The following is a 12,231-nucleotide window of genomic DNA, read 5'->3' as shown; positions in this document are numbered from 1 at the left end:
GACCGACGCACCCAGGAGACGCCGCCCGCGGCGTCCCATGACGCGCGACGACGCTGGTGTCTCGCAGGGCGAGATCAGGCGATGGTGCGGATCATCTTCTTGTTGACGAACTCGTCGATGCCGAAGCGTCCGAGCTCGCGACCGAACCCGGACCGCTTGACGCCGCCGAACGGCAGCTCGGCACCCTCGGCTCCGACGCCGTTGACGAACACCATGCCCGCCTCGATGCGGTCGGCGACGCGCTGCGCCTGGTCGGGGTCGTCGGTGAAGACGTAGGAGCCCAGGCCGAAGGGCGTGTCGTTGGCGAGCTCGACCGCCTCGTCCTCCGAGCTGACCTTGAACACGATGCCGACCGGTCCGAACAGCTCCTCGTGGAAGGCGTCGTCACCGGGCTTCACGCCCGTGAGCACGCCGGGCGGGAAGAACGCACCGTCGCGCTCGCCGCGGCTCTCCAGGTGGGCGCCCTGCTCGACGGCGCGGTCGACCTGGTCGGCGAGCCGCTCGGCGGCCTCCTTCGACGAGAGCGGTGCGATGCCGTCGGCCGCCTCGAGGATCTTGGCGGTGAACTTCTCCAGGAAGGAGTCGTAGAGGTCCTCGACGACGATGAAGCGCTTGCCCGCGTTGCAGGCCTGGCCGGTGTTGTCGAGCCGCGCGTTGACGGCCTGCTCGACGGTGGCGTCGAGGTCGTCGGCGCCGAGCACGATGAACGGGTCGGACCCGCCGAGCTCGAGCACGACCTTCTTGAGGTGGCGTCCGGCGATCGCGGCGACGGCGGCGCCGGCCCGCTCGGAGCCGGTCAGGGACACGCCCTGGACGCGCTTGTCGCCGATGATCTCCTCGATCTGCTCGTTGGTCGCGTAGATGTTGACGTACGCGCCCTCGGGGAAGCCGGCGTCGAGGAAGATCTTCTGCAGCGCCTCGGCCGACTCCGGGCACTGCGGGGCGTGCTTGAGCACGATCGTGTTGCCGAGCGCCAGGTTCGGGCCGGCGAAGCGGGCGATCTGGTACGACGGGAAGTTCCAGGGCATGATGCCGAGCAGCACGCCGACGGCGCTGCGCTTGACGACGGCCGAGCCCTCGCCCTCGAGCAGCTCGAGCGGCTCGTCGGCCAGGAAGCGCTCGGCGTTGTCGGCGTAGAACTCGTAGATGGCCGTGCAGAAGTCGACCTCGCCCAGGCACTCCTCGAGCGGCTTGCCCATCTCGCGCTGGGCGATCTCGGCGAGCTCCTGGCGGCGCTCGGCGTGCAGCTCGCCGACGCGGCGCACGAGCGCGGCGCGCTCGGCCACCGTCGAGCTCTTCGACCAGCCGCGGTAGGCCTCGTGGGCCGACGCGAGCGCGGCCTCGATGTCGGCGTCGGTGGCGGTGGGGTACTCCTTGACGACCTCGCCGGTGGCGGGGTTCGTGACGGCGTACAGGCTCATCGGTGCTCCTTCGAGGGGGTGGCGGTGTCGGCACGGCCGACGTTACGGGAGGGCGCGGAGGTCGGCCCGGTGACGAGGCGTGCGCTCATCGGACGGTCTCGGCCTCGCCGGCGATGCGCTGGGCGATCCAGATCGGCACGACGGACACAACGATGAGCACGACCGCGACGACGGCCACGACCGGCGCCTGGTTGGGCCGGAACAGGTTGTTGAGGATCCAGATCGGCAGCGTCGTGGTGCCGGGGCCCGCGGTGAACGTGGTCACGATGATCTCGTCGAAGCTGAGCGCGAACGCGAGCAGGCCGCCGGCGAGCAGCGCCGAGCGCAGCTGCGGGAACGTGACCAGCCGGAAGGTGGTCCAGAGCCCCGCGCCGAGGTCGGCCGAGGCCTCCTCGAGGTTGCCGCCCATCCGCCGCAGCCGGGCGACGACGTTGTTGAACACGGTGACGATGCAGAAGGTCGCGTGCGCGACCACCAGGGTCGCGACGCCGAGCTCGATGGCGAGGATGCCGCGGAACGCGTTGTTGAGCGCGACGCCCGTGACGATGCCGGGCAGCGCGATCGGCAGGATCACCAGCAGGTTCACGGTGTTGCGCCCGAAGAACCGGAAGCGCTGCAGCGCGAACGCCATGAGGGTGCCGAGCACCAGCGCGACCGCCGTCGACGCGAGCGCCACCTCGACGCTCGTCAGCACCGCGTCACGGGCGCCCGCGCTGTGGAACGCCCGGACCCACCACTCGGTGGTGAAGCCGTCGGGCGGCCACGTCATCGACGGGTCGGGGTTGAAGGAGTTCGCGACCACGACGAGCAGCGGCGCGTACATGAGCACGAGCACGAGGGCGGTGACGGCGAGCAGGGCTCGGCGCGAGGTCGGGCTGAGGGTCACGGCGCGCTCCTAGAGGTTGTCCAGGGCGCCCGTGCGACGGACCGCCGCGAGGTACCCGAGCATGATGACGATGGGCACGAGCGCGATGGCGGCGGCGAGCGGCAGGTTGTTGGCCGCGCCGACGTTCGTGTAGACGAGGTTGCCGAGCATCTGGTTCGCGCCGCCGACGATGTTGACGCTGATGTAGTCGCCCAGCGTGAGTGAGAAGCTGAAGATCGAGCCGGCGACGATCGCGGGCAGCAGCAGCGGCATGACGACCGTGCGGACCGTCGTGCCGGCCGAGGCGCCGAGGTCGCCCGCGGCCTCGAGCAGCGCGTCGGGGACGCGCTCCATGCCCGCGAAGATCGGCAGGATGACGTACGGCAGCCAGATGTAGGCCTGCGTCATGACGACGGCCGTGAGCCCGTAGCCGGGGCTGTGCGCGCCGAACGGGTCGAGCACCCAGTCGACGAGACCGCCCTCGCTGAGCAGCGAGCGCCACGCGAAAGCCTTGACGAGGTAGCTCGCCCACAGCGGGGTCAGGACCGCGACGACGAGCATCCGTCGAGCGCGCGGCGAGGCCACCTTGGCCATGGAGAAGGCGATGGGCAGCGCGATCGCGACGTCGATGACGGTCACGAGCGCCGCGACGCCGAGCGTGCGGAGCGTGACGGTGCGGTACAGCGACTCGGTGGCCACCTCGCGCAGGTTGTCGAGCGTGAGACCGCGGACGATCTCGCCGGTGAAGGCGTCGACCGACCAGAGCGCGGTGACGAGCAGGGCCGCGAGCGCGACGACGTACACCAGCACGAGCCAGGTGAGCGGTGCGGAGAGGAGGAGGCCGAGCCGCAGCCGTGGCCGGGTGGCGAGGAAGGAGGAGGCCCGGCGGGTGGCCGCCCCGGCCCCGGAGGGGGACGGAGCGGCCACCACGGGCGCGTTCGGCTGGGTCACGTCAGCCCTTGATCTCGGTCCAGGCCTTGGTCCAGTCCGAGTAGTCCGTGCACGTCACGTCGGTGCGACCGTCGAGGCACTGCTCGATGGGCGTGCGCCAGTACCAGATCTTGTCCGAGTAGGCCTTGTCGCCGGCGTGGTACGTCTCGCAGAAGCCCTCGCTGGCGAACTCGCACGCCTCCTCGGAGTTCGGCGACTCACCGAAGTACTCGGTGGCCTGGGCGTTCGTCTCCGGGTCCTCGATGTGGTTCAGCCAGGCGTAGGCACAGTTCGGGTGCTTCGCCTTGGCCGCGATCATCCAGGTGTCGTTCCAGCCGGTGACGCCCTCCTCGGGCACCGTCGTCTTGACGTTGTCCTGGTCGATCGTGTTCGCGATGACCTGCCACGTGGTGCCGACCACCGAGTCGCCGGTCTTGAACGCCGACGCCTCCTTCAGGTAGTCCGACCAGTACTCGCCGACGTTGGCGCGCTGCTCCTTGAGGAGGTCGACCGCCGCGGCGAGCTGCTTCTCGTCGAGCGCGTACGGGTTCTCGATCTTCAGCTCCGGCTGCTTGGCCATGAGGTACATGGCGGCGTCGGCGATGTAGATGGGCGAGTCGTAGGCGGTGACCTTGCCCTTGTACTGCGCACCCTTGTCGAACACGACGTCCCACGACGTCGGCTCGTCCTTCACGACGTCGCTGTTGTACATCAGCAGGTTGGCGCCGTAGCCGTGCGGCACGCCGTAGTTCTTGCCGTCCACGGTGTTCCACTCCTGGTCCTTCAGGAAGTCGAAGACCTTGGCGTAGTTGGGCACGAGGTCGGTATTGACCTCGGCCGCGGCCTTGGCGGCGACCATGCGCAGCGTGAGGTCGCCGGACGCGGCGACGACGTCGTAGTCGCCGGACTTGGCGAGGTTGAACGCCTCGTCGGACGTGCCGTAGACCTTGCTCGTGACCTTGCACCCCGTCTCCTTCTCGAAGTCGGTGACCCAGTCGGCGTCGGGGTCGTTGCTGCCGTCCTCGACGTAGCCGGGCCACGCGAGGATCGAGACCTGGCCCTCGTTCTTGCCGAGCTTGGTGGGTGCCTCGGTGGCGGCGTCGTCGCTGCCACCCCCGCCACAGGCGGCGAGGGCGAGGCTGCAGGTGACGGCGGCGGCGAGTGCGCCGACGCGTCCTCTCCTGGTCGTGGGGATCATCTCGGTTCCGTCCTCTTCGATGGGTGTGGGTGGGGGTCAGGCGAGCGTCACGAGGTCGGCGTGACGCCAGGAGGCGACGACCTGGTCGCCCCGCTCGACGGCGGCGGGCGCCGTCGACGGCTCGAGGACGACGAGGCGGGCCCCGTGCTCGGTGTCGACGACGACGCGGCGGCCGATGCCGAGGTAGATGGTCTCGGCGACGACGCCGCGGACGCGGTCGTGCTCCGGGGTCGCGGCACCGGCGTCGGGCTCGGCGGCGAGGTGGATCTTCTCCGGGCGCAGCGCGTAGCGACCGTCGCGGCCGAGGACGGCGCGCGCAGCCTCGGCGTCGAACAGGTTCGAGGTGCCGACGAACGAGGCGACGTACTCGTCGACGGGCCGCTCGTAGACCTCCTGGGGGCTGCCGAGCTGCACGATGCGGCCGTCGTTGAACACGGCGACCCGGTCGCTCAGCGTGAGCGCCTCCTCCTGGTCGTGCGTCACGAAGACGAAGGTGATGCCGAGCTCGCGCTGGAGCTGCTTCAGCTCGACCTGCATCTGCTCGCGGAGCTTGAGGTCGAGGGCGCCGAGGGGCTCGTCGAGCAGCAGGACCTTGGGACGGACGACCACCGCGCGGGCGAGGGCGACGCGCTGGCGCTGCCCGCCGGAGAGCTGGGTCGGTCGACGGTCGGCGACGTGGTCGAGGCGCACGGTCGCGAGGGCCTCGCGGGCGCGGCTGCGACGCTCGGCCTTGCCGACCCCGCGCACGCGCAGCCCGTACGCGACGTTCTCGAGCACGCTCATGTGCGGGAAGAGCGCGTAGTCCTGGAAGACGGTGTTGACGTCGCGCTCGAAGGGCGCCGTGCCGGTGACGTCGCGACCGGCGAGCTCCACCGTGCCGCCGGTCGGCTGCTCGAAGCCGGCCACGAGACGCAGCACCGTGGTCTTGCCCGACCCGGACGGTCCGAGCATCGAGAAGAACTCGCCGTCGGCGATCTCGAGGTCGACGCCATCGACGGCACGGACGTCGCCGAAGTGCTTCTGGAGCCCGGTCAGGCGGATCGCGGGGGTGGTGCCGGTGCTGCTCATCGGTCTCCTTCGGCGGGCGTCCCGACGCCGTGCGCGCCGGGGCGGGAGGGTTGGTGAGCCCTGTCCGCGTCGAGAAACCTATGGCTTCAGATGTTAAATGTAAACAGCTTTCTGTCACCATCCGGTAAACAGGTGCCACCGTCGTCCCGCACCGACCGAGCCTGGACGTCGACCCGAGGAGATGCATGGCCGCCGTCCGACGCCGCTCGACCCGAGCGCGCACGGCCGTGTTCGCGCCCATCGGCGACCTGGGGCGTGCCGTGCGCGTCGAGCAGCGGCTCGCGCAGGCCATCCGCTCGGGGATCCTGGAGGACGGCGAGCGGCTGCCGAGCGAGTCGGAGCTGGCGGCGATGCTCGGCGTCGCCACGGTCACCGCCCGCGAGGCGCTCGTGTCGCTGCGTGCGCAGGGACTCGTCACGACGACGCGGGGGCGCGGCGGCGGCTCCTTCGTCACCCGTCCGGTCGGCGCGGCCGACGAGATGCTGGAGCGGCGCGTCGCGGCGATGACCCGCGTCGACATCGCCGACCACGGCATCCACTACGCGACCGTCCTCAGCGGCTGCGCCGAGCTCGCCGCGGAGCGTGCGAACGTGGAGGAGGTCGAGGACCTCCGCGAGATCCTCCCCGACCCGGGCACGACCGACGCGACCACCCTCCGCGCCGCCGACACCGAGCTGCACCTCGCCGTCGCCGCGCTCTCGCACTCCGCGCACCTCGCCCGTGAGGTGATGCGTCTGGAGATGGAGCTCGGGGCCCTGCTGCGGCTCGGGCTGCGCGACCCCGACCGGCAGGCGGAGCTGCGCGAGCACCACGCGGCCCTGCTGGCCGCGATCGCCGCGCACGACGGGAACGAGGCACGCGCGCTCGTGCGCCGGCGCGTCCGACGACTCCTCGGCGAGCTCGCCGAGCTGCACGCGAGGATCAGGTGAGCCCATGACCGACCGCACCCCCGTCCCCACGCCCACCCCCACCCCTGTCGGCCTCGGCGCGTGCGTCGAGGCCGTCGAGGCGCTGTTCCACCCGCTGCTGCACAGCCTGCGCGAGAGCGGCGACGCGCTCGCGCCCCTGTTCGACGGCGACGTCTCCGCCGCGCGGGTCCTCGACGCCGTCCGTCCGCACGCGCTCGAGGTGCTCGCCGACGCGCACACCGTCGGCGCCGGGTTCGTCGTCTCCCCCGGCCTGCTGACCGACGAGGAGTACCTGCTGGCCTGGTGGCAGGGCGACGACCAGGGGCGCATCCCCGACTCGATCGCCCTCGTGCAGTCGACCGACTACAGCCGCCAGGAGTGGTTCCGCACGCCGCAGCGCAGCCACGCGTCGCACGTGACGGGCCCCTACATCGACTACGTCTGCACCGACGAGTTCATGCTCACCTCGACCGTCCCCGTCGAGCGCGACGGTCGGATGCTCGGCGTCATGGGGGCCGACGTGCTCGCCGAGACGGTCGAGCGCACGTTGCTCGACACCTTCCGCGCGGCGCACGCCACGCTCGTCAACGACCACGACCGCGTCGTGCTGTCCTCGCAGGTGCACCTGTTCGCGGGCGAGCCCGTCGACCGCGACGCGTTCGGCACGCACGTGCCGTGCGCGGGCCTGCCGTTCACCGTGCTGGCGTGACCCCCGTGGCCCTCGTCTCGTCGGGGTAGGCGGCGACGACGAACGTGCGCAGCCGCTCGGCCAGCGCGGCCAGCGACGCCTCGGCGGGGTGCGTGGACGACCAGGCCACGAACAGCCGCACCGCGAGGTCGGCCCCGCCGGAGCGCACGCGCAGGCCCCGCAGGCCGTACCGGACGTCGTCGGACACGACGGCCACCCCGCGCCCGGCCGCCGCGAGCGCCTGCGCCACCGTGCCGCTGCTCGCCTCCACGAGCGAGGCCGGCCAGCGCTGCTCGCGCTCGACGGCCGTGTCGAGCACCTGACGCGCGGCGAACGTCGGCGGCACGGTGACGACGTCGTGCTCGAGCAGCTCGGCCAGCCCCACGCTGCTGCGGTCGGCCCACGCGTGGTCAGCTCGCACGTACGCCCACACCGGGAGCTCGGGCAGCGCCGCCGAGCGGAGCGGACGACGGGGGCGACGGGTGGTGACGACGAGGTCGGCACCGCGGCGCATCGCGTCGTCGACGTCGAGCGCGGCCGTCTCGACGACGGACGGCGTGGGGTCGTCGTCGCGCAGGCTGGCGAGGAACGGCGAGACGACGTCGGCGAGCGTCGTGGCCGGCGCCGCGATGGTGACCCGGTCGAGGCCGCCCTCGGCCTGCACGCGGGCGGCGGTGCGCAGCGTCTCGGCCGACGCCAGCACGTCGCGGGCCAGCGGCAGGAGGCTGCGTCCCGCGGCGGACAGCACGAGCCGTCCGGCCACGCGCTCGAAGAGGTCGACGCCGAGCTCGCGCTCGAGCTGGCGGAGCTGGCGCGAGAGGGCGGGCTGCGTGACGCGCACCCGCTCGGCGGCCGCGCTCACGGTGCCCGCGTCGACGACGGCGACGAAGGACGTGAGCGTCCGGATCTCCATGGCGCCATTTTATGCACTGGATGCATGGATGTGATCGTCGATCGGCATTGGACGGCATGGGTGGGACGGGGCGAGACTGGGCACGCCGCAGCTACGGCAGCACGCCTGGACCCGTCAGGCCGACCGCGAGAGGACCCGCCATGTCCGTGCCCCAGAGACGTCACCTCACCACCCCGCTCCCCGGACCTCGGTCGCAGGAGCTGATGGCCCGCAAGAGCGCGGCCGTCGCGGGCGGCGTGGGCACGACGATGCCGGTCTTCGCGGCCCAGGCCGGCGGGGGCGTCGTCGTCGACGTCGACGGCAACAGCCTCATCGACCTCGGGTCGGGCATCGCCGTGACGACGGTCGGCAACAGTGCGCCGCGGGTAGTCGCGGCCGTGCAGGAGCAGGTCGCCGCGTTCACCCACACGTGCTTCATGGTGACCCCCTACGAGGGCTACGTCGCCGTCGCCGAGGCCCTCAACCGGCTCACCCCCGGTGACCACGAGAAGCGCACCGCGCTGTTCAACTCCGGCGCCGAGGCCGTCGAGAACGCGGTGAAGATCGCGCGCGCGCACACCGGCCGCCAGGCGGTGGTGGTCTTCGACCACGCCTACCACGGCCGGACGAACCTGACGATGGCCATGACGGCGAAGTCGATGCCGTACAAGCAGGGCTTCGGGCCGTTCGCGTCCGAGGTGTACCGGGCTCCTCTGTCGTACCCGTTCCGCGACGGCGGCCTCGACGGTGCGACTGCCGCGGCCCGCGCACTCGACGTGGTCGAGAAGCAGGTCGGCGCCGTCAACGTGGCCGCGGTCGTCGTCGAGCCCATCCAGGGCGAGGGCGGGTTCATCGAGCCCGCCCCGGGCTTCCTGCCCGCCCTGGCCGCCTGGTGCCGCGAGAACGGCGTCGTGTTCGTGGCCGACGAGGTGCAGACCGGCTTCGCCCGCACGGGCGACCTCTTCGCCTGCGACCGCGAGGGGGTCGTGCCCGACCTCGTCGTGACCGCCAAGGGCATCGCGGGCGGTCTGCCGCTCTCGGCCGTGACCGGCCGCGCCGAGATCATGGACGCACCGCACGCCGGCGGCCTCGGCGGCACGTACGGCGGCAACCCGCTCGCGTGCGCTGCGGCGCTCGCCGCGATCGAGACCGTCGAGCAGGACGGCCTGGTCGAGCGGGCCCGTGCGGTGGAGGCCTTCCTGAAGGAGCGCCTGCACGCCCTGCAGGCGCGCGACGCACGCGTGGGCGACGTGCGTGGACGCGGTGCGATGATCGCCGTCGAGCTCGTCCGCCCGGGCACCACCGACCCCGACCCCGACCTCGCCCGCGCGGTGTCGGCGGCGGCGCACGCCGAGGGCGTCATCGTGCTCACCTGCGGCACCTACGGCAACGTGCTGCGCCTCCTGCCGCCGCTGGCCATCGACGACACGCTCCTCGGCGAGGGTCTCGACGTGCTCGAGGCGGCCTTCGCCTCCACGCTGGTGGGCGCGGCCCAGTGACCACACCGACCGAGGAGCACCCCGTGACCGGAAACCCGCTCGACGACGCCCGCTCGCAGCTGCGCGAGGCGATCGACCTGCTCGGCCTCGACGAGGGCATGTACGAGCTGCTCGCCGCCCCGCGCCGCGAGATCACCGTGAGCATCCCCCTGCGCCGCGACGACGGCAGCGTCGAGGTCATCACCGGCCACCGCGTGCAGCACAACTACTCCCGCGGCCCCGGCAAGGGCGGCCTGCGGTACGCGCCCGACGTGGACCTCGACGAGGTGCGTGCGCTCGCCATGTGGATGACCTGGAAGTGCGCGCTGCTCGACGTGCCGTACGGCGGCGCGAAGGGCGGTGTGGCCATCGACCCCCGGCACTACTCGGCCGCCGAGCTGGAGCGCGTCACGCGGCGCTACACGTCGGAGATCGCGCCACTGATCGGTCCGGCGCACGACATCCCCGCCCCCGACGTCGGCACCGACGAGCAGACGATGGCCTGGATGATGGACACCTACTCGGTGAACTTCGGCCACACCGTGCTCGGTGTCGTGACCGGCAAGCCGATCAGCCTGGGCGGGTCGCTCGGGCGCGCGTCGGCCACGTCGCGCGGGGTGGTCATCGTCGCGTTGCAGGCCCTCGCCCACGTCGGCCTCGACCCTCGCGCCGCGACGGCCGCCGTGCAGGGCTTCGGCAAGGTCGGGCGCGGCGCTGCCCGCTTCCTCGCCGACGCCGGCGTCACCGTGCGTGCCGTGAGCGACCAGTACGGCGGAGTGCAGCGCGCCGACGGCCTCGACGTCGCCGCGCTCGAGGCGCACGTCGACGCGACCGGCTCCGTCGTCGGGTTCGCCGGCGCCGAGCCGATCGAGAACGCCGACCTCCTGGAGCTCGACGTCGACCTGCTCGTGCCCGCCGCGGTGGAGGGCGTCATCAACGGCTCGAACGCCGAGCGGGTCCGTGCGCGCCTCGTCGTCGAGGGCGCGAACGGCCCGACGACGGCCGAGGCCGACGCGGTGCTCGCCGAGCGCGGCGTCGTGGTCGTGCCCGACATCCTCGCGAACGCGGGCGGCGTGATCGTCTCCTACTTCGAGTGGGTCCAGGCCAACCAGGCGTACTGGTGGACCGAGGACGAGGTCGAGGGACGCCTCGCCGACCGGATGACCGCGGCCTGGCGGCACGTGCTCGCGCACTCGCGCTCCCTCGACCTGACGCTGCGCGCGGCCGCCACCAGCCTGGCCGTCAAGCGTGTCGCCGACGCCCACCTCCAGAGAGGCCTCTACCCGTGAGCACCCGTGCCGCCGTACCCGAGTCCGACCTGTCCGACCTCGACCTGCACCTGATCGATCCCGGCAGCGGCGTGCTGGTCGGCGGGCAGTGGCGCAAGGGCGGCAACGGCACCTTCGACGTCGTCGACCCGGCCGACCTGACGGTCGTGGCGCAGGTGTCCGACGGCGACCTCGCCGACGCTACGGCCGCGGTCGACGCGGCGGAGGCCGCCTTCGCCACCTGGCGCCGGACGGCACCGCGCGAGCGGTCGGTCGTGCTGCACCGTGCGTTCGAGCTGATGCACGGCGACGTCGACCGCCTCGCCGCGCTGATCGTCCTCGAGAACGGGAAGTCGCTCGCCGACGCACGCGGCGAGGTCGTGTACGCGGCCGAGTTCTTCCGCTGGTTCGCCGAGGAGGCCGTGCGCCCCCACGGCGACTACGGCTCCTCCCCCGCCGGCGGCACGCGCACGATCGTCACGCACCGCCCGGTCGGCGTGGCTGCGCTGGTGACGCCCTGGAACTTCCCCGCGGCGATGGCCACCCGGAAGATCGCGCCCGCGCTCGCCGCCGGGTGCACCGTGGTGCTCAAGCCGGCGGCCGAGACGCCGCTGACCGCGCTGGCGGTCGCCCGCCTGCTCGCGGAGGCCGGCGTGCCCGACGGCGTCGTCAACGTCGTGCCCACCACCGACGCGGCAGGCGTCGTCGGCCACTGGCTCGGCGACCCGCGCGTCCGCAAGATCTCGTTCACCGGGTCCACCCGGGTGGGCTCCATCCTCCTGGGCCAGGCGGCGGAGCGTGTCGTCAACGCCTCGATGGAGCTGGGCGGCAACGCACCGTTCGTCGTGGCCGACGACGCCGACCTCGACGCCGCCGTGGCCGGGGCGATGGTCGCCAAGTTCCGCGGCGGCGGGCAGGCCTGCACGGCCGCCAACCGGTTCTACGTGCACGCCGACGTCGTCGACGCGTTCGTCGAGCGCTTCGGAGCCGAGGTCGAGCAGCTGACGGTCGGTCCGGCACGGTCGGGCGCGGCGGTCGGCCCGCTGATCTCCGCAGCCGCCGTCGAGACGCTCGCCGACGTGGTCGGCGACGCCGTGGTCGCCGGGGCCCGGATCAGCCACCAAGCGCCCGTCCCCGATGCGCCGGGCCACTTCTTCGCGCCGACCGTGCTGGTCGACGTCCCCGCCGACGCCGCGATCCTCGACCACGAGCTGTTCGGGCCGGTCGCGCCGATCGTCACGTGGCGCACCGACGAGGAGCTGCTCGCCCTCGTGAACGCGAGCGAGATGGGGCTGGCCTCCTACGTCTTCTCCCGCGACCTGCAGCGAGCGATCCGCCTCGGGGAGGCGTTCGACGCCGGCATGGTCGGCGTGAACCGCGGGCTCGTCTCCGACCCCTCCGCCCCGTTCGGCGGGGTGAAGCAGAGCGGCCTCGGCCGCGAGGGCGCCCGCGAGGGCCTGGCGGAGTACACCGAGACGCAGTACCTCAGCGTCGACTGGCCGGGCTGACCCGACG

The 12,231-nt window shown here is 72.5% G+C and carries 11 protein-coding genes; 5 read left to right on the top strand and 6 right to left on the bottom strand.

What is annotated here, in order from left to right; translation table 11 throughout:
• Positions 1 to 74: 74 nt before the first annotated feature.
• The 5 genes from Aeryth_RS03465 to Aeryth_RS03445 form a co-directional block, all read right to left on the bottom strand.
• Positions 75 to 1,421 (bottom strand): NAD-dependent succinate-semialdehyde dehydrogenase, encoded by a 1,347-nt coding sequence (locus Aeryth_RS03465; RefSeq protein ID WP_067854683.1) that lies wholly within the window; start codon positions 1,419 to 1,421, stop codon positions 75 to 77.
• Positions 1,422 to 1,506: 85 nt separating this feature from the next.
• On the bottom strand, positions 1,507 to 2,307 hold the full coding sequence (locus Aeryth_RS03460; protein WP_067854680.1) for an ABC transporter permease: 801 nt from the start codon (positions 2,305 to 2,307) through the stop codon (positions 1,507 to 1,509).
• A 9-nt stretch (positions 2,308 to 2,316) separates the two neighbouring features.
• Positions 2,317 to 3,237 carry an ABC transporter permease gene (locus Aeryth_RS03455; RefSeq protein WP_236749809.1) on the bottom strand — a complete coding sequence of 307 codons (921 nt, stop codon included), beginning with the start codon at positions 3,235 to 3,237 and terminating at the stop codon, positions 2,317 to 2,319.
• A gap of 1 nt (position 3,238) precedes the next feature.
• Positions 3,239 to 4,414, bottom strand: coding sequence for an ABC transporter substrate-binding protein (locus Aeryth_RS03450; protein ID WP_067854677.1), 1,176 nt, complete (start codon positions 4,412 to 4,414; stop codon positions 3,239 to 3,241).
• 36 nt (positions 4,415 to 4,450) lie between these two features.
• A complete protein-coding gene (locus Aeryth_RS03445) occupies positions 4,451 to 5,482 on the bottom strand; it encodes an ABC transporter ATP-binding protein (protein ID WP_067854675.1) in 1,032 nt (343 codons plus the stop codon).
• Between the two features lie 185 nt (positions 5,483 to 5,667).
• On the opposite strand from Aeryth_RS03445, the gene Aeryth_RS03440 reads away from it, so the two are divergent.
• Positions 5,668 to 6,411: a FadR/GntR family transcriptional regulator gene (locus Aeryth_RS03440; protein WP_067854672.1), complete on the top strand. Its 744-nt coding sequence runs from the start codon at positions 5,668 to 5,670 to the stop codon at positions 6,409 to 6,411.
• Positions 6,412 to 6,415: 4 nt separating this feature from the next.
• On the top strand, positions 6,416 to 7,099 hold the full coding sequence (locus tag Aeryth_RS03435; RefSeq protein WP_067854669.1) for a cache domain-containing protein: 684 nt from the start codon (positions 6,416 to 6,418) through the stop codon (positions 7,097 to 7,099).
• Here the strand turns inward: Aeryth_RS03435 and Aeryth_RS03430 are convergent.
• Positions 7,083 to 7,991, bottom strand: coding sequence for a LysR family transcriptional regulator (locus Aeryth_RS03430; RefSeq protein WP_067854666.1), 909 nt, complete (start codon positions 7,989 to 7,991; stop codon positions 7,083 to 7,085). The genes Aeryth_RS03435 and Aeryth_RS03430 overlap by 17 nt on opposite strands.
• Before the next feature lie 140 nt (positions 7,992 to 8,131).
• Here Aeryth_RS03430 and gabT point away from each other — a divergent pair, with 140 nt between their 5' ends.
• From gabT to Aeryth_RS03415, 3 genes are all read left to right on the top strand, one after another.
• On the top strand, positions 8,132 to 9,469 hold the full coding sequence (gene gabT, locus Aeryth_RS03425; RefSeq protein ID WP_067854664.1) for a 4-aminobutyrate--2-oxoglutarate transaminase: 1,338 nt from the start codon (positions 8,132 to 8,134) through the stop codon (positions 9,467 to 9,469).
• 23 nt (positions 9,470 to 9,492) lie between these two features.
• Positions 9,493 to 10,737, top strand: coding sequence for a Glu/Leu/Phe/Val family dehydrogenase (locus Aeryth_RS03420; RefSeq protein ID WP_202967704.1), 1,245 nt, complete (start codon positions 9,493 to 9,495; stop codon positions 10,735 to 10,737).
• A gap of 71 nt (positions 10,738 to 10,808) precedes the next feature.
• Complete coding sequence (locus Aeryth_RS03415; RefSeq protein ID WP_417864592.1) at positions 10,809 to 12,224, top strand: NAD-dependent succinate-semialdehyde dehydrogenase; 1,416 nt, start codon at positions 10,809 to 10,811, stop codon at positions 12,222 to 12,224.
• Positions 12,225 to 12,231 lie beyond the last annotated feature (7 nt).

It is taken from the genome of Aeromicrobium erythreum, assembly GCF_001509405.1.
In the GTDB taxonomy this organism is placed as follows: Bacteria; Actinomycetota; Actinomycetes; order Propionibacteriales; family Nocardioidaceae; genus Aeromicrobium; species Aeromicrobium erythreum.
The sequence above is the reverse complement of the archived record's forward strand: the minus strand, read 5'-3'. Positions and strand labels throughout refer to the sequence as shown.

Bases quoted from the DNA above. Each gene is read 5' to 3' on its own strand.
- Aeryth_RS03465 (WP_067854683.1), bottom strand. From the start codon at position 1,421: ATGAGCCTGTACGCCGTCACGAACCCCGCCACCGGCGAGGTCGTCAAG.
- Aeryth_RS03450 (WP_067854677.1), bottom strand. From the start codon at position 4,414: ATGATCCCCACGACCAGGAGAGGACGCGTCGGCGCACTCGCCGCCGCC.
- Aeryth_RS03445 (WP_067854675.1), bottom strand. From the start codon at position 5,482: ATGAGCAGCACCGGCACCACCCCCGCGATCCGCCTGACCGGGCTCCAG.
- Aeryth_RS03440 (WP_067854672.1), top strand. From the start codon at position 5,668: ATGGCCGCCGTCCGACGCCGCTCGACCCGAGCGCGCACGGCCGTGTTC.
- Aeryth_RS03435 (WP_067854669.1), top strand. From the start codon at position 6,416: ATGACCGACCGCACCCCCGTCCCCACGCCCACCCCCACCCCTGTCGGC.
- Aeryth_RS03430 (WP_067854666.1), bottom strand. From the start codon at position 7,991: ATGGAGATCCGGACGCTCACGTCCTTCGTCGCCGTCGTCGACGCGGGC.
- gabT (WP_067854664.1), top strand. From the start codon at position 8,132: ATGTCCGTGCCCCAGAGACGTCACCTCACCACCCCGCTCCCCGGACCT.